This window comes from Agrobacterium sp. DSM 25558 (genome assembly GCF_900100825.1).
GTDB lineage: Bacteria > Pseudomonadota > Alphaproteobacteria > Rhizobiales > Rhizobiaceae > Agrobacterium.
Genome location: NZ_FMUD01000001.1, coordinates 272,423 through 292,152, shown reverse-complemented (window position 1 = coordinate 292,152; position 19,730 = coordinate 272,423). Strand labels below are relative to the sequence as shown.

Annotated in this window: 17 protein-coding genes and 1 pseudogene; 9 read left to right on the top strand and 9 right to left on the bottom strand. The window is 57.3% G+C overall.

Annotation, left to right across the window (positions count from 1 at the left end; all coding sequences use genetic code 11):
• Window positions 1-335: 335 nt before the first annotated feature.
• On the top strand, window positions 336-1,889 hold the full coding sequence (locus DSM25558_RS01480; protein ID WP_077101078.1) for a peptidoglycan DD-metalloendopeptidase family protein: 1,554 nt from the start codon (window positions 336-338) through the stop codon (window positions 1,887-1,889).
• A gap of 50 nt (window positions 1,890-1,939) precedes the next feature.
• Here the strand turns inward: DSM25558_RS01480 and mobB are convergent, their stop codons facing one another.
• From mobB to moaA, 5 genes are all read right to left on the bottom strand, one after another.
• Complete coding sequence (gene mobB / locus DSM25558_RS01475) at window positions 1,940-2,458, bottom strand: molybdopterin-guanine dinucleotide biosynthesis protein B (protein WP_077101077.1); 519 nt, start codon at window positions 2,456-2,458, stop codon at window positions 1,940-1,942.
• Complete coding sequence (mobA, locus tag DSM25558_RS01470; RefSeq protein WP_077101076.1) at window positions 2,455-3,081, bottom strand: molybdenum cofactor guanylyltransferase MobA; 627 nt, start codon at window positions 3,079-3,081, stop codon at window positions 2,455-2,457. Before mobA ends, mobB begins: the two co-directional genes overlap by 4 nt.
• A complete protein-coding gene (locus DSM25558_RS01465) occupies window positions 3,081-4,301 on the bottom strand; it encodes a multidrug effflux MFS transporter (protein ID WP_077101075.1) in 1,221 nt (406 codons plus the stop codon). Before DSM25558_RS01465 ends, mobA begins: the two co-directional genes overlap by 1 nt.
• Window positions 4,298-5,200: a DMT family transporter gene (locus DSM25558_RS01460; RefSeq protein WP_077101472.1), complete on the bottom strand. Its 903-nt coding sequence runs from the start codon at window positions 5,198-5,200 to the stop codon at window positions 4,298-4,300. The genes DSM25558_RS01465 and DSM25558_RS01460 overlap by 4 nt, the downstream gene beginning before the upstream one ends.
• A 142-nt stretch (window positions 5,201-5,342) precedes the next feature.
• Window positions 5,343-6,392 carry a GTP 3',8-cyclase MoaA gene (gene moaA, locus DSM25558_RS01455; RefSeq protein WP_077101074.1) on the bottom strand — a complete coding sequence of 350 codons (1,050 nt, stop codon included), beginning with the start codon at window positions 6,390-6,392 and terminating at the stop codon, window positions 5,343-5,345.
• Between the two features lie 119 nt (window positions 6,393-6,511).
• Between moaA and DSM25558_RS01450 the strand changes: the two genes are divergently transcribed.
• The 3 genes from DSM25558_RS01450 (at window position 6,512) to DSM25558_RS01440 (ending at window position 9,406) form a co-directional block, all read left to right on the top strand.
• Entirely contained in the window at window positions 6,512-6,880 is a 369-nt protein-coding gene (locus DSM25558_RS01450; RefSeq protein ID WP_077101073.1) for a gamma-butyrobetaine hydroxylase family protein, read from the top strand.
• Between the two features lie 37 nt (window positions 6,881-6,917).
• Window positions 6,918-8,735 (top strand): monovalent cation:proton antiporter-2 (CPA2) family protein, encoded by a 1,818-nt coding sequence (locus DSM25558_RS01445; protein ID WP_077101065.1) that lies wholly within the window; start codon window positions 6,918-6,920, stop codon window positions 8,733-8,735.
• Window positions 8,736-8,797: 62 nt separating this feature from the next.
• Window positions 8,798-9,406, top strand: coding sequence for a pyridoxamine 5'-phosphate oxidase family protein (locus DSM25558_RS01440; protein ID WP_077101063.1), 609 nt, complete (start codon window positions 8,798-8,800; stop codon window positions 9,404-9,406).
• Window positions 9,407-9,431: 25 nt separating this feature from the next.
• Here DSM25558_RS01440 and DSM25558_RS01435 read toward each other — a convergent pair whose 3' ends face one another.
• The 3 genes from DSM25558_RS01435 to DSM25558_RS28745 form a co-directional block, all read right to left on the bottom strand.
• A complete protein-coding gene (locus DSM25558_RS01435) occupies window positions 9,432-10,496 on the bottom strand; it encodes a GGDEF domain-containing protein (protein ID WP_077101061.1) in 1,065 nt (354 codons plus the stop codon).
• A 313-nt stretch (window positions 10,497-10,809) separates the two neighbouring features.
• A complete protein-coding gene (gene fumC, locus DSM25558_RS01430) occupies window positions 10,810-12,201 on the bottom strand; it encodes a class II fumarate hydratase (protein WP_077101470.1) in 1,392 nt (463 codons plus the stop codon).
• Window positions 12,201-12,338 carry a hypothetical protein gene (locus DSM25558_RS28745; RefSeq protein ID WP_159442471.1) on the bottom strand — a complete coding sequence of 46 codons (138 nt, stop codon included), beginning with the start codon at window positions 12,336-12,338 and terminating at the stop codon, window positions 12,201-12,203. The genes fumC and DSM25558_RS28745 overlap by 1 nt, the downstream gene beginning before the upstream one ends.
• A gap of 288 nt (window positions 12,339-12,626) precedes the next feature.
• Here DSM25558_RS28745 and DSM25558_RS01425 point away from each other — a divergent pair, with 288 nt between their 5' ends.
• The 5 genes and pseudogenes from DSM25558_RS01425 to DSM25558_RS01405 all read left to right on the top strand — a co-directional run bounded on the left by DSM25558_RS01425 (window position 12,627) and on the right by DSM25558_RS01405 (window position 18,347).
• Window positions 12,627-14,528: a L,D-transpeptidase family protein gene (locus DSM25558_RS01425; RefSeq protein WP_143239988.1), complete on the top strand. Its 1,902-nt coding sequence runs from the start codon at window positions 12,627-12,629 to the stop codon at window positions 14,526-14,528.
• Between the two features lie 218 nt (window positions 14,529-14,746).
• Window positions 14,747-15,676, top strand: a complete 930-nt coding sequence (locus DSM25558_RS01420; protein ID WP_077101059.1) for a glutaminase — start codon at window positions 14,747-14,749, stop codon at window positions 15,674-15,676.
• Window positions 15,677-15,747: 71 nt separating this feature from the next.
• Window positions 15,748-16,626, top strand: a complete 879-nt coding sequence (gene ttcA / locus DSM25558_RS01415; RefSeq protein WP_077101057.1) for a tRNA 2-thiocytidine(32) synthetase TtcA — start codon at window positions 15,748-15,750, stop codon at window positions 16,624-16,626.
• Window positions 16,627-16,672: 46 nt separating this feature from the next.
• The gene (locus DSM25558_RS01410) at window positions 16,673-17,500 is read left to right on the top strand and encodes an inositol monophosphatase family protein (RefSeq protein ID WP_077101055.1); all 828 of its coding nucleotides are present in this window, start codon (window positions 16,673-16,675) and stop codon (window positions 17,498-17,500) included.
• 23 nt (window positions 17,501-17,523) lie between these two features.
• Window positions 17,524-18,347: pseudogene (locus tag DSM25558_RS01405) on the top strand (inositol monophosphatase family protein).
• 66 nt (window positions 18,348-18,413) lie between these two features.
• On the opposite strand, the gene DSM25558_RS01400 reads toward DSM25558_RS01405, so the two are convergent.
• The gene (locus tag DSM25558_RS01400) at window positions 18,414-19,622 is read right to left on the bottom strand and encodes a multidrug effflux MFS transporter (RefSeq protein WP_077101466.1); all 1,209 of its coding nucleotides are present in this window, start codon (window positions 19,620-19,622) and stop codon (window positions 18,414-18,416) included.
• Window positions 19,623-19,730: the final 108 nt, after the last annotated feature.

Below are 19,730 nucleotides of genomic sequence, written 5' to 3'. Positions count from 1 at the left end.
ACATTTCGTTCGGTTTAGCGAAACGAATTCTGATTTTTATCAACATATTGAATGAAAAAGATTTTTCCGCAAAAATGCGCGGAAATGCGGGCTTTTTCGCCCTTGTCATGGTTATCGAAGTGTCAAAAAAGACGCGAACGCCTTAACGTTTTAACGGCGTGGTAACACTAACGCGCTTTAATCATCTGCATCAACGCACGGTTTTCCCGTCACGGGAGAGGGGCCTTGCAGAGTGTAGTTTCAGCCGGATCGATCCCGATGCGGTGGTTGGCGTCAGTGTAGATCGAGTCATGCGTATGAGTAATTCGCCTAAAATCGGAAAATCAATCGCAAAGATGTTCGCAGCGGCATTGCTGGCAAGCGTCGCAACGGGGTGTAGCTCCGACGCGACGCGATTTGGCGGGCTCTTTTCCAGTGGGCCTGACCAAATGACAACGGCATCCATTCCAGCACGCAATGCAGGCGGCGCTTACGGGCAGTCTCCTGTCCCGCAAGGTGATGTGAGCAGTGGTGGTTATGGTAACGCGGCGCCGCAGGGTGGCTATGCGAACCAGAACTCCGCGATGAACCAGCCTTACCCGCAAAATAACGGCGGCGGTTACGGTTCCGTGCAGCCTTCTTCGGCCCGTGCAGCGTCGTCTTCGGCACCGGTGCAGCGTGCAGAACTTTCTGCTCCGTCGCCATCGTCGAACCGCGAACCTGCAACACGCCGTGAAGCGATGCAGCAGCCATTCCCATCCGCGACAGGCAATTCTGCGCCGTCTATGGCTTCTGCCCGTCCGGCCAACCCAAACCGCGCCGATACACTTTCGACCGGCTCCATCAAGCAGCCTGCTGCCGGCTGGCACACCGATGGTGCGTCGTCGGTCACGCTGAAGTCCGGCGAGACGATTGCAACGCTGTCCAAGCGTTACGGCGTTCCCGAGAAGGCTCTGCTTGAGGCCAATGGCCTTTCCAGCGCCTCAGCTGCAGCACCCGGCCGTTCGATCGTCATTCCGAAGTTCGGTCAGTCCCGCAACGCCGCCCGCGCTGCATCCGACAATATCGACCTGAGCAAGAACAACAACGGCCCGACACCGACACGCGGTCAGGAAAACAACGTTGCCGTTCTGCCATCGCAGAACGCTGCCCGTGACAAGGCTTCGGCAGAGGCCGGCAAGCTGACACCTCCCGGTGGCAAGCCGCTTCCGCCAACGGGTGGCTACAAGGTTCAGGCTGGCGACAGCCTTGCGAAGATTGCCCGTGCAAACGGCGTTTCCGTTGCTGACCTGAAGTCCGCTAACGGCATTACCGACGGAAGCGTGCGCATTGGCCAGACGTTGAAAATTCCAGGTGCTGGTACCGACGGTATCAAGACGGCCTCCGTTCAGCATCAGGCACCGGCTGCATCCAAGCCTGTTGAGACGCCAGTCGTTGCCAAGGCTGAAGTGCCAAAGGCACCGGCTGCCGAAGCAAGCGTCAGCGACGTCGAGAAGAAGTCGGATATGGCTTCCATCGCACCAGAATCCACGGGCATCGGCAAATATCGCTGGCCTGTTCGCGGTGCTGTGATCTCCGGTTTCGGTGAGAACGTCGATGGCAGCCGCAATGACGGCATCAACATCTCCGTGCCAGAGGGAACACCTATCAAGGCTGCTGAAAACGGCGTGGTCATCTACTCCGGCAACGGTCTGAAGCAGCTCGGCAACACCGTCCTCATCCGTCACGATGACGGCCGGGTCACGGTTTACGGCAACGCCGCAAGCCTCGATGTTCAGCGTGGCCAGAAGGTTCAGCGCGGCCAGACGGTTGCCACGTCAGGCATGACGGGCAGCGCCAAGCGTCCACAGGTTCACTTCGAAGTCCGCAAGGACGCGACACCGGTGAACCCATCCTCTTTCCTTGAATAGGGTAGTGCGTTTCAAGGGGTAAGAAAAAGCCGGGTTAACGCCCGGCTTTTTTATTGTGCAGGTCTCACCAGGCCCACGGTCTTTTCGATGAAATCGGCGATACTGGTCGTATCGTCCAGATCGAACACCGGCAGCGTGGTGCCGGTAACGGCATGATCAGCGGCGATGGCGATGATATGCGGATCGCTGGGTGCAAGCGGTTCGGTCTTTGCCGCATCCAGCCTGCGCGCTTCGATCTTGGGTACGGGCTCGTATTTGTAGCCCTCGATCAACACCAGATCGCAAGGTGCAATGCGGGCGAGGATATCTTCGAACGAAGGTTCAGGGGCGCCGCGCAGCTCGTGCATGATGGCGAAGCGTGTGCCTGACACGATGGTGACTTCGTGCGCGCCTGCGTTTCTGTGACGCCAGCTATCGGCACCCACCTTGTCGATATCGAAATCGTGGTGCGCGTGTTTGATGGTCGAGACGCGGTAGCCGCGCGCCGTCAGCTCCGTGACGATGCGAACGGCAAGCCCTGTCTTGCCGGAGTTTTTCCAGCCGGAAATACCGAATACTTTCTGGGTCATGCACTCATGCTCTTGAAGAATGTTTCCGCGGTCGCAAGCTCGTCCGGCGTATTGATGTTGAAGAAGGGATCGATAGAGGTCGTCAGGCTTTCGATGGGCGGAAACGAAACGCCGATCGTCGGGTGACGCGCCAGAAAGCTGCGGATACGGCGGTTTCGGTCATCGCCAAGCCAGGCCTCCAGGTCATCTGCAATTGCAATCGGCCATAGCCCGAAGACGGGATGCACCTGGCCAGTCGATGCGGCGATGACGATGCCGTTTTCGCCGGTGATATGGTCGATGAAGCGCGCTGCCAGATCGGCAGGGAAGAAGGGGCTGTCTGCCGGGACCGTCAGAAAATGTGTCGCTTGCGGCGCATGGCGTTCGAAGTGGCGCATGCCAGCGAGAATGCCCGCAAGCGGACCGGCATGACCAGCCTTGGTGTCAGGCACGAGCGGCAGGCCAAAGGTGTCCGCCCAGCTCTCGGAGGCGTTCAAGGCCAGCGTCGTCACCTGCGGCGTAACACGGTCTATGACGTGAGACATCAGCGGTTTGCCACCGAGTGGGCTCAGCGCCTTGTTCGTTCCCATACGTCGGGAAAGGCCACCGGCGAGGATAAGGCCGGGAATGTCAGACACCGTCATCACGTCCCGCTTTGCTGTTGGTTATGGCGACGTTCCTGCCTGCCGGTATACATGCTTGCGGCAAGCGCGAGGATTGCGTTCAGCAACATGACCAGCAGCAGCGGCGTTGTACCCGCTTCCTTCGACAGGAGCGAGGAGGCAAGCACCGCCAGACCGGCCCCGCCGCCAATCGTCAGCGCACCGCCGAGGCCGGATGCCGAACCGGCCAGATGAGGCTGGACGTTGACCATACCCGCATTGGCGCTGGGCAATGTCACGCCGTTTCCAATGCCGATGAGCGCCAGTGGTAGGAAGAATTCGTAATGGCTGCTCAGTCCGAGATAGGGCAGGGCGATGGCACCGATGATGCCCAGTGCCGCAATGCCGTTACCGGCCAGCATCATTCTGGAAATGCCGACGCGTTGCGCGTAACGACCCGACAGGAAATTGCCGAACATATAGCCGCTGGCCATGAAGAAAAATTGCATGCCGAGCGTTGCCGGTGTCAGTCCGTAGAGCACGCTTCCCACAAAGGGAGCGCCGCCCAGAAAGGAGAAGAAAAGGCCGGATGAGAATGTAGAGGTCAGCGCGTAGCCCCAGAAGCGTGTCGATCTCAGCAATTGCGGCCATGCTTGGAACTGGGCCGAAAAACTTGCGGATTTCTGGCGGTTGGTTTCCCCGAGATCGAAGAAGATGAGGATCAGCATGGCAGCGCCGCAAAAGGCCACGAGTACAAAGCTGGCCTGCCAGCCGGCGAAATCATTGAGAAAGCCACCGATCGTGGGGCCGACCATGGGAACAACGGACATGCCCATGGTGACGTAACCGATCATCGATGCGGCCTGGTTTGCAGGAACCATATCCCTGACGATGGCGCGTGCCAGCACGAAACCGGATGCGACGACCGCCTGCAACATTCGCCCGAACATGAAGACGGTTATGTTGGGCGCCAATGCGCAGATCAGGGTTGCGACGACCATCAAGGCAAAGCCAGCCAGCAATACCGGCCGACGACCGAAAAGATCGGAAAGCGGGCCGATGACGAGCTGCAACAGCGCGGTCGTTGCCAGATAGCCGGACACCGCAAACTGCATGACCGCGTAATCCGTCTCGAAATACACCGCCATGGCGGCAAGCGACGGCAGGAAAATGTTCATGCACAGTGCTGCGACACCCGCGACAAGAACGAGGGTGGCGACATGCGGTGGCGTCGATCTGTTCAGGAAAAGGGCGGCGCTCATTGTATTCTCGTCGAGGTCTTTGCAATCGGCGGCTGGTGACGTCTGCTCTCACGGTAGAATGTGTAGAGGCCGGACGCGATGATAATCGCCGTACCGAGCAGTATCCATGAATTCAGGCTCTCGCCGAACACGAAATAGCCGATGGAAAATGCCCAGATCATGCTGGTGTAGCGGAAAGGTGCGACGAAGGCGATATCGCCGCTGCGCATGGAGAGGATCACGGCCTGATAACCGATGACGACCAGAACGGCCGCTGCGAACAGGTGTGACCAGACGTAGCCATCCATCGGTTTCCAGCCGCCGAACGGTATGATGAGTGCCGCGCCAATCAGAGTGTTGACGAAGGAGGTGGTCATGGTCACCGTCAGCGACGGGATATCCGTGTACATGCGCCGTGTCAGCAGATCACGCCCGGCGGTGACGAATACGGAACCGACAACCAGAAGCGCTGCGGTGGTGAACCCATCAGGACCGGGCCGGATAATGATCAAAACACCCAGGAAACCCACTAGGATAGCCGTCCACCGCCGCCAACCGACTTTCTCGTTGAGGAACAGCGCAGCGCCCAGTGTGACCGCCAGTGGCAAAGACTGCATGATTGCCGAGACATTGGCAAAGCCCATCAGTGCCAGTGCGTTGAGGTAGAGAATGGACGCCGTGACTTCGCAAAGGCAGCGCAGCACGATGATGGGCCGCAGCAATGTCTTGATGGGTCTGAGCGCGCCCATATGGCGAGCGATGACATAGACCAGAGCACAGGTCATGAGGCCGCGTACGAACAAGATCTGGCCGGTGTTGATGTAGGGCGTGACGGATTTGGTGAAGGCGTCGTTGACCGTAAACGAGGCCATCGCGAGCGCCATAAGCAACGCACCGCGTGTATTGTCCGTCAATGCCATCATTCCAATCCCAGATCCTCAACGACGCCGCTACCCGTGCGATGCACGTATGACGACTCCGCCCACTCCTCTAATACAAGGTGGTGACATGGTGGGGATTTGAATTCAATCGAATTATTCGATCATCACACGCTGCGAAACATCAGCCGCCGGTAACGCTCATGTGGCGGGCGACGGCGGGGCGTTTGTGGGTGCGGTCGATGATGAAGTCGTGGCCCTTGGGTTTGCGCAGGATCGCGTCATCTATGGCCTTCGAAAGCAGGGCATTGTCGTCGGATGCGCGCAGCGCCGTGCGCAGATCCGCAGCGTCATCCTGGCCCAGACACATGTAGAGCGTTCCTGTGCAGGTGAGGCGAACACGGTTGCAGCTTTCGCAGAAATTATGGGTCATCGGCGTGATGAAACCGAGCCTGCCGCCGGTTTCCTTTACCGAGACATAACGCGCAGGGCCGCCGGTCTGGTAGCCGATGTCGCTTAGCGTGAATTGTTGTTCCAGCGATGCGCGGACCTGCGAAAGCGGCAGATAGCGATCCGTGCGATCCTCCTCGATTTCGCCCATCGGCATGGTTTCGATGACGGTGAGGTCCATGCCGCGTTCATGCGCGAAACGCATGAGGTGGGGGATTTCGTGCTCGTTGAAATCCTTGAGCGCCACGGCATTCAGCTTGATCTTGAGACCAGCGGCCAGTGCTGCATCGATGCTGTTCATGACCTTGGAGAAATCGCCCCAGCGGGTGATCTGCTTGAATTTATCCGGGTCGAGCGTATCGAGAGACACATTGATGCGGCGCACGCCGCAATCATATAGCTCGGCCGCATAGGACGCCAGCTGCGATCCGTTGGTGGTCAACGTCAGTTCGTCCAGCGAGCCAGCATCGATATGGCGACCCAGGTCTCGCACCAGATGCATGATGTTCTTGCGCACCAGCGGCTCACCGCCCGTCAGTCGGATTTTGCGCACGCCTTTTGCGATGAAGGCGGAACAGAGCCGATTGAGTTCTTCCAGCGTCAGGAGGTCTTTCTTAGGCAGGAATGTCATGTGCTCGGACATGCAGTAGGTGCAGCGGAAATCGCAACGGTCTGTGACGGAAACGCGCAGATAGGTGACGGCGCGTCCGAAGGGATCAACCATCGGGCTCGTGCTTTCGTTCAAGGATGTCGCTGGCTGGAGCGCTCCGAGAAAGCTGTTCAACCTGAAATCTCCAATCAATCTGCGCTGTGTCTGCTGTCTTATCTTACCATGTAATGCCTTGCCGCAGTGCAGACAAGGTCGTAAGTGTGCGGGATATATCACGGTTTGGAAATGAAGAGATGAATGAACCCTGGCCGACCGAATTGCGGGTTTCCAAAGATCGCAAACATCTTGTCGTCACCTTCGACAATGAGCAGTCGTTCGATCTACCGGCGGAGACGTTGCGCGTGCTGTCTCCCTCCGCCGAGGTTCAGGGTCATGGGCCGGGCCAGAAGATAACCGTTCCGGGCAAACGGGACGTCACGATCCGCTCCGTTGTCGCGACGGGAAACTACGCCGTGCGCATCGCCTTCGATGATGGACACGACAGTGGAATTTTCACATGGCGATATCTGTTCGAGCTGGGGGAAAAGGGTGACACTCTGTTCCGTGACTATGAGCAGGAACTGGCTGAAAAAGGCTTGAGCCGGGACCGTAAAATCCGGTAGCAGAAGACAATATTTCATGACGTTACGGGGGTGACACTTGGCGGTCGAGGGAAATGCAAATGATCTGGCGCAAGTTGTCGTCCTGTTGGCGGCAGGCGTCATCGCGGCCCCGATCTTCAAACGTATCGGGCTGGGCTCGGTGCTGGGATATCTCGCCGCCGGCTTAGTCATCGGCCCCTTCGGTTTTGGTGCATTCTCCGATCCGCAAGCCATCATCCACATTGCCGAACTCGGCGTGGTGATGTTCCTCTTCATCATCGGCCTTGAAATGCAGCCTTCGCGGCTGTGGTCCATGCGCAAGGATATTTTTGGGCTCGGTGCCCTGCAGGTACTGACCTGCATGGCAGGGTTGACGCTGATCGGCCTTGCGCTCGGATTTTCGCTGATCCCGTCTTTCGTCGCGGGCACCGGCTTCGTGCTGACATCCACCGCCATCGTCATGCAGATGCTGCAGGAGCGCAACAGCATGTCGACGCTGAAGGGCCAGCGGATCATTGCAATCCTTCTGTTCGAAGATCTGGCCATTGTTCCGCTTCTGGTGCTTGTGACGTTTCTCGGTGCGGGTGGCGAAACCGTGACACTGACAGAGCGGTTCACCTCCATTGGGATTGCGCTTGCCGCCATCGTCGCACTGATCCTTGCTGGCCGATATCTGCTCAATCCGTTCTTCCGCCTGCTTGCCGCGTCCGGTGCGCGCGAAGTCATGACGGCTGCGGCTCTGCTGGTTGTTCTCGGATCGGCACTGCTGATGCAGGTCAGCGGACTTTCCATGGCCATGGGCACCTTTCTGGCTGGTGTTCTGCTGTCCGAATCGTCCTTCCGGCATCAGCTGGAAGCGGATATCGAACCCTTCCGAGGCATTCTGCTTGGCCTGTTCTTCTTAGGCGTCGGCATGGCCATCGACCTGACGGTGATTGCCGCCAACTGGCAGCTCGTGCTGATGAGCGTCGTTGCCTACATGCTCATCAAGGCACTGCTGATCTATGGCGTGGCGCGTGTGGTAGGCACCTGCCAGCGCGAAAGCATCGAGCGGGCCGTATTGATGGCGCAGGGCGGTGAATTTGCCTTCGTGCTCTATTCCGCAGCCGTCGCCGCCGGTATCCTTGATGCCGAAGCCAATGCCGTGCTGACGGCGACCATCATTATTTCCATGATCCTGACGCCGCTGATGGTGATCGCCCATGATCGCATCATGCCGAAGAAAGCGCCCGAAACCGGTGATCTCGATCTGCCCGAAGATGTCGACGGTAGCATTTTGATGATCGGCTTTGGTCGCTTCGGCCAGATCGTCAGCCAGCCGCTTCTGGCGCGTGGTTACACGCTTTCGCTGGTCGACAAGGATGCGGACTTCGTGCGCGACGCCTCCGGTTTCGGCTTCAAGGTCTATTACGGTGATGGCTCCCGTGCCGAAATTCTGCATGCGGCAGGTGCGGGTTCTGCGCGTGCGGTGCTGATCTGCGTGGACGACAAGGAAGCGGCCATTCGCATTGCCGAGATCGTAAAACACGAGTTCCCGTTGGTGCCGGTTCTGGCGCGGGCTTATGATCGTGGCCATGCGCTCGATCTGTTGAAGGCGGGCGTGGATTATCAGATCCGTGAGACTTACGAATCTGCGCTTAATTTCAGCGAAAAAGTGCTGACCGCGATCGGTGAGGAGACTGATCTGGCCGAGCGCCTGATCGAGGAATTCCGTGATGTCGACAAGGAGCGTTTTGCGCTTGAGGTGGTGGGTGGCGTGTATGCCGGACGCTCTCTCATTCGCGGCAATGCACAACCTGCCGATATCGTCGCAGCGCGCACGGCGCGTGAGCGTGCCGAACGCGAAGCGCGGGAAGAGGCGCGAGAGGATAGCTAGCGCGCTGTCACATCATTGTCGTGACAGTTCTATTCAAGCAAGGTCATAGGAAGGGGTTCATCATGACCATTATTCACTCTGTGGAAGACCTGAAGAAGATTTACGGCACCATCGCTGAGCCTTCCCACATCAAAGTCACGCCCGCGCTGACGGCTGAATACAGGCAGATGATCGAAGCATCGCCATTTGTGGCGCTGGCGACCGTTGGCCCTGAAGGTATGGACTGCTCACCGCGTGGTGACAAAGGCGGAGTTGTCAGGGTTGAGGATGAGAAGACCGTATTGCTGCCGGATTGGCGCGGCAACAACCGCATCGACTCGCTGCTGAACATCGTGCGCGATCCACGGGTGGCCCTCATGTTTCTCGTTCCCGGTTCTACCACAACGATGCGGATCAACGGAAAGGCCGTCGTGTCCATCGACCCTGCGCTGCTCGATAGTTTCGAGATGGATGGAAAGCACCCGCGCACCGTCACCATCATCACGATCGATGAGGTCTATTTTCAGTGCGCCCGTGCGTTGATCCGGTCTGAACTCTGGAACCCCGAAAACTTCGTCGACACGGCATCCTTGCCGACCCCAGGTGCGCTGATGAAGGCGGCCAAGGCGGATTTCGACAAGGAGACCTATGACCGGGAATGGCCGGAACGGGCAGCCAAGACCATGTGGTGAGCGGCGGTAGAGCCGAGAGCTCGACTCACTGCTTGTAGATAAGCCAACTCTTGCTGGCATAATTCTTCTGCATGCCGTCTTCGAAGAAAATGGTGCGGTTACGGCCGGTTTCCTTGGCGTGATACATGGCGGTATCGGCGCGAGCATATAGCTCACCAGGGTTTTGCGCCTGCGAGGCGAGCGCGTAACCGATGGAGATTGTTACCTGCCCGTAATCGACACCGGATTTGGAGTTGCGGAACGGCGTCTTTTCCAGCGATGTGCGGATACGCTCGCAGACCGCATGGATTTCTTCCTGATTGTTGCCATCGAGGATGATCGCGAATTCCTCGCCACCGCTTCTCGCGATAAAGCCATCCTTGCGGACATTGGCTTTGATGATCGAGGCGACGCTCGCCAGGATTTTGTCGCCCACCGGATGGCCGAATGTATCGTTGATGCGCTTGAAGTTGTCCACATCCAGCAGCACCAGCGCAGACAGGTGAAGGCCGATGCTGGTGTCGTACATCGAAGCCAGCTTGTCATCGAACGCCCGCCGATTGGAGAGCCTCGTCAGTGAATCCGTGTTGGCAATGCGCTTGTATTCGTCAAGCTCAAGGCGGACCTGCTGCATTTCGGCGGCATGACGATCCACGTTTTTGAACGTGGTTTCATTTTCCGTCATCTTATTGCCGGTGGCATCCACCAGCATGGAAATGGCAGTGCGCAGAAGATGTGTGCTGGATTGATTTTTATCCGCGATACCGGCCCGGGTTTCATCCAGAATGCGATTGTAGTTCTCAAGGCATGTCTGCTCATGTTGCAAGACCACCAGAAGCGCATTCAGTTCGGAATGAAGTTTTTCGCGCGCAGATTCGAGCAGCTGACTATGGGTATGGTCGAAATAACGCGCGCCGAGTTCGTCCAGTTCTTCCTGCGTCGCAAGTGTGCCCAATGCAGCGAGGTCTCGGGTCAAAGCAGGGTTTGATCCGATATAGGCCTCATAGAAGAGGTTATAGTTCCTTGGAATGGGTACGACACCCATATTACGCATGGCAAAGAGAATCTGCGCTGCGATATCAGGTGCCTTCGGCGTTGATGTCGTACTCATCAAGTCACTCCCGGAAGTAAGTTAGTATCTTTCTCACTCGTCTTTCAGAATTCGTCTTGGAAAGCTTGGGTGACGAAAATCAATATTGTTTGTGAGAAAGACGTATTATCAAATACCTCAATCCATTCGCGGACGCTTATTTTTATAATTAGAATCGCCTAAAGCAGAAGGGGCCATTTCCCATACCATTTTACGGGCAAATTTATAGAGGTAATTTCTTATAGCTATGTAAAATTCTTGAATATTTTTAAACGCGCCCAGTATTCTAAGATGGTTGGAAACGGCCGGTAAGAGCCGTTTCCAGATTTCGACGTTACTTGGGCCCGATCATGTTCTCGGGGCGAACATACTGGTCGAATTCTTCGTTGGATAGATATCCACCGCCGACGGCTTCTTCTCGAAGTGTCGTGCCGTTCTTGTGAGCGGTCTTGGCGATTTTTGCGCAGGCGTCGTAGCCGAGCTTGCTGTTCAGCGCCGTCACCAACATCAGCGAGTTCTCGACACCCTTTTTGATGTTGTCTTCACGGGCTTCGATACCGACCACGCAATTGTCGGTAAAGGACACGGCGGCATCGCCCAGCAACTGAACGGATTGCAGGAAGTTATACGCCATCATCGGGTTGTAGACGTTGAGTTCGAAGTGGCCCTGCGAGCCCGCAAAGGTGATTGCTGCCTGATTACCGAAGATATGCGCGCAAACCTGCGTCAAGGCTTCCGACTGTGTCGGATTGACTTTGCCCGGCATGATGGATGAGCCGGGTTCGTTTTCTGGCAAAGCGAGTTCACCGAGGCCGGCGCGTGGGCCGGAGCCGAGGAAACGGATGTCGTTGGCGATCTTGAACAGCGCTGCTGCCGCTGCATTGATCGCACCATGCGAGAAGACCATGGCGTCATGGGCTGCGAGCGCTTCGAACTTGTTGGGGGCGGTGATGAAGGGCAGGCCGGTGATCTTGGCGATCTCGTCTGCAACCTGTTCGGCAAAGCCGACCGGCGCGTTGAGCCCCGTGCCGACCGCAGTGCCGCCCTGCGCCAGCTCATACAGGCCGGACAATGTCAGTTCGATGCGCTTGATGGCGGAAGCAACCTGGGCTGCGTAACCGGAAAATTCCTGCCCCAATGTCAGCGGTGTCGCATCCTGTGTATGGGTGCGGCCGATCTTGATGATGTGGGCGAAGCCCTTGGCCTTGGTGTCGAGTGCCGCATGCAGGTGCTTGAGGCTTGGCAGCAGGTGGTGAACGATCTGCTCAGCGCAGGCAATGTGCATGGCCGTGGGGTAGGTGTCGTTGGACGACTGGCTCATATTGACGTGGTCGTTGGGGTGGACCGGCTTCTTGGAGCCCATCTCGCCGCCGAGCATTTCAATCGCCCGGTTGGAGATCACTTCGTTGGCATTCATGTTCGACTGCGTGCCGGAACCGGTCTGCCAGACGACGAGCGGGAAGTGATCGTTGAGCTTGCCATCGATGACTTCCTGCGCGGCCTTGATGATGGTCTCGCCCAGCTGTGCGTCCAGTCCGCCCAGCGCCATGTTGGTGCGGGCCGCAGCCTGTTTTACGATGCCGAGCGCACGAACGACGGAGGCGGGCTGCTTTTCCCAGCCGATCTTGAAGTTGCCGAGTGAACGCTGTGCCTGAGCGCCCCAATAACGGTCGCTTGCAACGTCGATAGGGCCAAATGTGTCGGTTTCGGTGCGTGTGGCTGTCATCAGTCCTGCCTCTCCTGTGCGGTCCAGCGCCAAGACAGCTTCTCCGCCAGCCTTGCGCGCGCAGACATATAAAGCGATAGCGCAAGCATGGAAAGCCTGTCCTGCGGTGCGGCACCATATTTCCCAAGGGACTTCAAACGCTGACATCCGGCCCGAAAGTCCGGGTGCGTGGCTTTTCTGTCACGTCGTTCGAATGCGTGGATTTTATGCCGTCATTGGTGCCGCTGTCGAAAACTTGTTTGCGCAATGTTAGGAAATTAAAGAGAAATTTAACTATTCTCGCCAAACGTGGGCACCATGCCGAAGCGATTTTTTCGTGACGGAAACTCATGTCTGGCACTTGATTGGACTTTGTGCGTTTTCTTTCCAAAAGCAGACCAATCAGCTAGACAGACACATACTCTTTATATGCGCCTCGATGAATGATGGCGCGGGATGCGGCGAGGAATAAATTGCAAATCACTTCAGGAAAATCATCGGCAGCATTCATACTGGCTCTCGGACTTTCCGTTTCGGCGGCGATGCCCGGCTCGGCCGGTGCAGTGACCCTCATGGACCTTCTGCGTGGTGGACCAGGCAAGGTCGAGCGTGAGCGTCAGGATCGCGGTCTGCCGGGTGTTACGACAACAATGCAGGGCAGCGCATCCACACGCGATGTGGACCCTGAGCCATTGCCGCGTGTTTCCGGCCCTCGCTATTATACGTACAAGGCCGATGGCGCGCGCGCTGTCGACACGTCGAAGTTTTCCGCTGGTCTTGCAGGCGTGAAGCTTTCGGCAACGCCCGAAATCGCCAAGGCGCTGGAAGCCTATTACAACGCAGGCGGACAGCCGATCTGGGTTTCGAACGGCGATCTCAACGAGCGCGCCAGCGCCGTTCTCGCATTTTTCGAAAAAGTCGGTGATAGCGGTCTCAACCCAGCCGACTACAGCATTTCCGCACCATCGCAGGACGTGACAGCCAGCATTTCGGCAGAGCCGGCAGCTCAGGTGCAGAACGCATCCGTTTCCGAGCAGCAGTCCATTCCTCCCGCCATGATGCAGTTCGAGCTGGCGCTTTCGGCCAAGGTTCTCGCCTATGTGCAGGACACGACCCGCGGTCGCGTCGATCCGAACAAGCTGTCCGGCTATCATGATTTCAAGCGCAAGACGGTCAATCTGACGCCGGTGCTGAAACTCGCCAGCCTCAGCCCGGATGTTGCTGCCTATCTGCGCAGCCGCGAGCCATCCAACGTTGAATATCAGGCGCTGAAGGCAGAGTTGGCAAAGCTGCGGGATGAAGACAAGGACAGCGGGAACAAGGTCGTCGTGCCTGCCGATCTCGTTCTCAAGCCCGGTGAAAACAACGCCGATATGGCAAGCGTCGTGAAGGCCATCGAGCATCGCTCTTCCGCCACCTTGAAGACTGGCCATGCCTCGACGCTGTCCGGCTATCAGCAGACGCCGGAATACACGCCTGATCTGGTTGATCTGGTCAAGGCATTCCAGAGCGAAAACGGCCTGAAGGCTGACGGCGTTATCGGTCGTGCAACCGTGCGCGCCATGACCGGCGACAGCAACGAAGCCAAGATCGCCAAGTTGGAAGTGGCCATGGAACAGGTTCGCTGGTTGCCAGCCGATCTGGGCGACCGGTTCGTCTTCATCAACCAGCCCGCTTTCATGGCTTATTACCATAATGAGGGTGTCGAGGACTTCGGCATGAAGGTGGTCATCGGTTCCAAGGCGAACCAGACCTACTTCTTCCAGGATGAAATCCAGACGGTTGAATTCAACCCTTACTGGGGCGTTCCACAGTCGATCATCATCAACGAGATGCTGCCGAAGCTGCGCCGCGATCCGTCCTATCTGGACCGTCTGGGCTACGAAGTTCAGGTCAACGGTCGTTCGGTCTCGTCTTCCGAGGTGAACTGGTACGGCTCCACCAATGCAGTTTCTGTTCGCCAGCCACCGAGCAGCGACAATGCGCTGGGTGACCTGAAGATCCTGTTCCCGAACGCTCATGCCATCTATATGCATGACACGCCTGCGAAGAGCTTCTTCAACCGCGATATGCGTGCGCTGAGCCACGGCTGTATTCGTCTGGTCGATCCTCGTCGCATGGCTGCTGCCGTTCTCGGCACGACGATGGACAATGTGAACAAGCAGATTGCCGCAGGCCAGAACCGCGCTGTTCAGGTATCGGGCAAGGTTCCTGTCTACGTGTCCTACTTCACGGCATGGCCGGACAAGGACGGCCACGTGCAGTATTTCGACGACGTCTATGATCGCGACAGCTATGTGATGAAGGCGTTCGACACGACGACGAAGGCGCGTGCGTCGTCTATATAAGTGGCATTCGGGTTTCCTTGTCGCAATGCTTCGCGACAAGGCCGCAAACCTCTCCGTGGTCAGATCCTCGGGCTTGACCCGAGGATTTGACCACGTTTGATGGTGTGGATCGTTAGATCCTCGGGTCAAGCCCGAGGATGACGACGGAGTAGGAGGGGCGCTTGCCGCGACCTATCCACCGCCTCTACTGACACAATTCATCATATTTGAGCAGGGCAATGCGGGACATTCAGACGGTTATCAATTCCATCACCGAAAAAATGCAGCCGCGCCTGGGTGCCGCGAAGGTGGCCGATTATATTCCTGAGCTTGCCAAGGTCGATCCAAAGCAGTTTGGCATTGCCGTAACCACCGTGGACGGTCAAACCTTTGTGGCTGGCGATGCAAAGGTGCAGTTTTCGATCCAGAGTATCTCCAAGGTCTTCATGCTGACGCTTGCGCTGGGCAAGACGGGAGAGAGCGTGTGGAAGCGGGTAGGGCGCGAACCCTCCGGTTCTGCTTTCAACTCCATCGTTCAGCTGGAACGCGAGATGGGCATCCCACGCAATCCCTTCGTCAATGCCGGTGCCATCGTCGTTACCGATATGGTTTTGGCGGGCCACCAACCGCGTGAAGCGATTGGCGAGGTCCTGCGCTTCGTGCGTTATCTGGCCGATGACGAGACGATTTCCATAGACAACAAGGTTGCGAAATCCGAGCAGACGACCGGCTATAGAAACTTCGCTCTGGCCAATTTCATGAGCAGTTTCGGCAATCTGCACCATCCCGTCGACCATACGCTGGGCGTTTATTTTCACCAGTGCGCGCTGTCCATGAATTGCGTGCAACTGGCGCGGGCAGGGCTGTTTCTGGCCAATCGCGGCCGCAACCCCGTGACCGGCCACTCCGTGGTTTCGGAAAAGCGCGCACGGCGCATCAACGCGCTGATGCTGACCTGCGGCCATTATGATGGCTCGGGCGATTTTGCCTATCATGTCGGTCTGCCGGGCAAGAGCGGCGTGGGTGGCGGCATTCTGGTCGTGGCGCCCGGAAAGGCATCCATCGCTGTCTGGTCGCCGGGTCTCAATGAAGTCGGCAATTCGGCTCTGGGCTCTGTTGCATTGGAAATGCTGGCAAACGAAATGGGCTGGTCCGTATTCGGGGCTTGATCTTCACGGCATATGCGGGCATTCCCTGAACCTGGAACGCTGACGCGCGTTCAGGACCAAGCGAGATTGCCATGAACATTGCCGCAGACATCGATGACATGCCAGAGGGCGTCGAGCCTGAAGAGCAGAGTGGCGCGCATCCGCTGTTCGCCAACGCGCCACGCTCCGTCTCGTGCAACAAGCTGCGCAAGCGGCTGTTGCGCAATGTGCGTCAGGCCTTTGATGATTTCGACATGCTGAAAGGCCAGAAGCGCTGGCTGGTGGGCCTTTCCGGCGGCAAGGACAGCTACGGACTGCTGGCGCTGCTGCTGGATTTGAAATGGCGCGGCCTTCTGCCCGTCGAACTGATTGCCTGCAATCTCGATCAGGGCCAGCCGAATTTTCCCAAGCACATTTTGCCGGACTATCTGACCAAGATCGGCATGCCGCATCGTATCGAGTATCGTGATACCTATTCCATCGTGAAGGAAAAGGTGCCTGCGGGCGGCACCTATTGCTCGCTCTGTTCGCGGCTGCGACGTGGTAATCTCTACCGTATCGCCCGTGAAGAGGGTTGCGATGCGCTGTTGCTGGGCCATCACCGCGAAGATATTCTCGAAACCTTCTTCATGAACCTGTTTCATGGCGGGCGGCTTGCGGGCATGCCGGCGAAGCTGATGAATGACGAAGGCGACGTCATGGTGCTGCGTCCGCTGGCCTATTGCGCGGAAGAGGACATGGCGAAGTTTGCGACTGCAATGGAATTTCCGATCATTCCGTGCGACCTGTGCGGTTCGCAGGATGGTCTTCAGCGTAATGCCATGAAAGACATGCTGGCCGATATCGAGCGACGAATGCCGGGCCGCAAGGATGTGATGTTGCGCGCCATGGCGCACGTCAACCCTTCTCATCTGCTCGACACCAAGCTTTTCGATTTTGCAGGCCTGACTGTCACCGATCCGTCATGCTAGGAGATTAGGTCGTGGAAGCTCTTCCCATTTTTAAAAGAAATGCTTCATGACACTTTCCGATTCCGATCTTGAGTTCCTTGTCTCGACCGTTGCAGACGCCGGGGTGAACGACATCATTCCGCGCTTCCGTAATTTGAGCGCTTCCGACATCTCCGAAAAAACCTCCGTCATCGATCTTGTGACCGAGGCGGATATTCTGGCGGAAAAACGCATCACAGCTGCGCTGCTGGAGCGTTTTCCAAAAGCCCATATCGTTGGCGAAGAGACCTATGATGCCGACCATTCGGTTATTCCGGCACTCGTCGAAGCACCGCTTGCCTTCGTGATCGACCCGATCGACGGCACCTTCAATTATGCGTCCGGTCTGCCCGCATTTGGTACCTTGCTTGCCGTTACCATAAAAGGTGAGACGGTTGCGGGCATCATCCACGACCCTGTCATGGGTGATACGATTGTCTCGGTCAAAGGTGCAGGCGCAACGCTGAAACGCAAGAACGGCAGCGAAGCGAAAGTGACGGCGGCAAAGCCTGTCGATCTCTCTCAGATGGTTGGCGTGTTTTCCTGGGGCCACAGTTTCGAAGAGCGCCGCCCGGTGATTGCCGCCAATATGACCAAGGCCAAGATGGCGCTTTCGCTGAATTGCTCGGCGCATGAATACTGGCTGGTTTCCAGCGGCAAGATTCACTTCATCGGCCATGAAAAGCTGATGCCGTGGGACCATCTGGCCGGTGTGCTGACGCATCAGGAAGCGGGTGGATACACTGCCAAGTTCGATGGCACCCCCTACCGCCCCGGCGATCTGTCAGGCGGCATTCTGTCCGCCCCAGATAAGGACAGCTGGAAGATGATACGGCGCGAAATCGTCGGCCTTTGATTTGATACTAGGAAGGAACACCCATGACCGTTGAACTCGACATCGCATCGCTTGCCAATGCCCTTCAGGAGGCGGCAGGTGTAGAAATCATGCCGAGGTTTCGCAATCTTGGCGAGGGTGACGTGCGCATAAAGACGGAAGCCATCGATCTCGTAACAGAGGCCGATGAGGCTGCTGAGCGCCTGATTCGTGACCGGGTGGCCGAATTCATGCCGGACGCGCTTTTCGTGGGTGAAGAAGCCGTTGCGGCCGACCCTTCGCTTCTGACCAAACTGGGTGAGGCCGATCTTGCCGTTGTGGTCGATCCCATCGACGGGACCTTCAACTTCGCTGCCGGTCTGCCGCTGTTTGGCGGATGCTGAGCGTTGTTTCGAAGGGTGAGACGGTCGCGGGCATCATCTATGATCCCATGGGCAATGACTGGGTCATCGCTGAAAAGGGCTCCGGCGCATGGATGTGCAGCGCCGACGGATCGCAGAGCCAGATGAATGTCGTGCCTGCGCCGGAACTTTCGCAAATGGTCGGAATTGCCAATACCGGTTATTTCGACGGCGATGTGCGCCGCCGTTTGCTGAACAATCTGGCCGATGTGCGCCTGTTCACCAGCTACCGTTGTGCAGCACACGAGTACCGCACCTTCTGCGGCGGCCACATGCACTTCCTGATGTATAACAAGCTGATGCCATGGGATCATCTGGCCGGCACGCTGATCTCGCAGGAGGCTGGCGCTTACGCTGCGCGCTTCGATGGTTCTCCCTATCTTCCGCACCACACCAGCGGCGGTCTTCTGCTGGCACCCAATGAAGAGACATGGGAACTGTTGCGCGAGAAGATTTTTACGGTCTAAGCGGAGCTTGTTGAAACGCAAAAGGCGCGGATGTTTCCATCCGCGCCTTTTGCGTTCTATGAGTTTTCAGTGTGTCGGTTTGTTCTGTGGATGGAACAGGATACCTTTTTCGCCAAGCAGAACGAAGCCGAGGCCCACGACGGAAACGATGAAGAAGCCGCCCACCATCGGCAGGGCGGTGCCATCGAAAGCCTGGCCGATGGCTGCGCCGATCATCGAGCCGCCGATTGTGCTCATGAAGCCGATGACCGATGAGGCCGTGCCGGCGACATGACCCAGTGGTTCCATGGCCAGAGAGTTGAAGTTCGAGCCAATGAGGCCGAACTGGAACATCGCCAAGGCAAACATCACGATGAACAGGAAGAACGGCATGGGCTGCGGTCCGAAAATCTGCGCCATCAGCCACACGAATGTGATGACGATGAAGCCGATCAACGACCCATGCGAGAGTTTTCTCATTCCAAAATGACCGACGAGGCGGGAATTGAGGAAGGATGACAGCGCCATGAACAGGGCTACGCCAGCAAAGGCAGCCGCGAACCACGCACCAAGTCCATAGATTCCCTTATAGACCTGTTCTGCCGAGTTGATGAAGCCGAACAGCGCGCCAAAGATGACGGTGCTTGCAATGGTGTAGCAAAGCGCTACGCGGTTCGTCAGGACGATTTTGAAGCCCTGCAGGACAGATGCGACAGTGAGCGGACGCACGTCTTCAGGGTGCAGAGTTTCGGGCAGACGCAGATACATCCAGACCGTGACGATGGCAGCAATTGCAGCCATGAAGCCGAAGATCAAATGCCAATCGCCGAAGAACAGCACGATCTGCCCGGTTCCCGGTGCGATGACCGGCACGACCATGAACACCATCATGATCAGCGACATGACTTCCGCCATCTGTCGTCCGCCGTAAATATCACGAACGATGGAAATGGTGATGACGCGTGTTGCCGCCGAACCGATGCCCTGAATGAAGCGCAAGACCAGAAGGCCTGCGAAGGACGGAACGAAGATCACGGCTATGGAGGAAAGAATATAGATGCCGAGGCCGAACAGCATAGGTTTGCGACGACCGAAGCGGTCTGCAATCGGGCCGTAGAACAGTTGCGAGATGCCGAAGCCCAACAGATAGGCCGAGATGACATATTGCCGATGGTTTTCATTATCGACACCCAGCGACGCGCCGATTTCCTGCAAGCCAGGAAGCATGATGTCGATGGCGAGCGCATTCAGCGCCATGAGTGCGGCTGCGAGACCGATAAATTCCGTGCGCCCCATGGAGATGGTGCGCGCCGGATCAGATTGTGAAAGATTTGTCACAGACGTTGTCCCAAAAGAACGGCAAAGGCGTTGCTTGGGGCAACGCCTAGACATGTTTTTAAAAGT

Coding starts and splice junctions, on each gene's coding strand:
- DSM25558_RS01480 (WP_077101078.1), top strand. CDS start 336: ATGTTCGCAGCGGCATTGCTGGCAAGCGTCGCAACGGGGTGTAGCTCC.
- mobB (WP_077101077.1), bottom strand. CDS start 2,458: ATGACCCAGAAAGTATTCGGTATTTCCGGCTGGAAAAACTCCGGCAAG.
- mobA (WP_077101076.1), bottom strand. CDS start 3,081: ATGACGGTGTCTGACATTCCCGGCCTTATCCTCGCCGGTGGCCTTTCC.
- DSM25558_RS01465 (WP_077101075.1), bottom strand. CDS start 4,301: ATGAGCGCCGCCCTTTTCCTGAACAGATCGACGCCACCGCATGTCGCC.
- DSM25558_RS01460 (WP_077101472.1), bottom strand. CDS start 5,200: ATGGCATTGACGGACAATACACGCGGTGCGTTGCTTATGGCGCTCGCG.
- DSM25558_RS01450 (WP_077101073.1), top strand. CDS start 6,512: ATGAATGAACCCTGGCCGACCGAATTGCGGGTTTCCAAAGATCGCAAA.
- DSM25558_RS01440 (WP_077101063.1), top strand. CDS start 8,798: ATGACCATTATTCACTCTGTGGAAGACCTGAAGAAGATTTACGGCACC.
- DSM25558_RS01435 (WP_077101061.1), bottom strand. CDS start 10,496: ATGAGTACGACATCAACGCCGAAGGCACCTGATATCGCAGCGCAGATT.
- fumC (WP_077101470.1), bottom strand. CDS start 12,201: ATGACAGCCACACGCACCGAAACCGACACATTTGGCCCTATCGACGTT.
- DSM25558_RS01425 (WP_143239988.1), top strand. CDS start 12,627: ATGGCGCGGGATGCGGCGAGGAATAAATTGCAAATCACTTCAGGAAAA.
- DSM25558_RS01420 (WP_077101059.1), top strand. CDS start 14,747: ATGCGGGACATTCAGACGGTTATCAATTCCATCACCGAAAAAATGCAG.
- ttcA (WP_077101057.1), top strand. CDS start 15,748: ATGAACATTGCCGCAGACATCGATGACATGCCAGAGGGCGTCGAGCCT.
- DSM25558_RS01410 (WP_077101055.1), top strand. CDS start 16,673: ATGACACTTTCCGATTCCGATCTTGAGTTCCTTGTCTCGACCGTTGCA.
- DSM25558_RS01400 (WP_077101466.1), bottom strand. CDS start 19,622: ATGGGGCGCACGGAATTTATCGGTCTCGCAGCCGCACTCATGGCGCTG.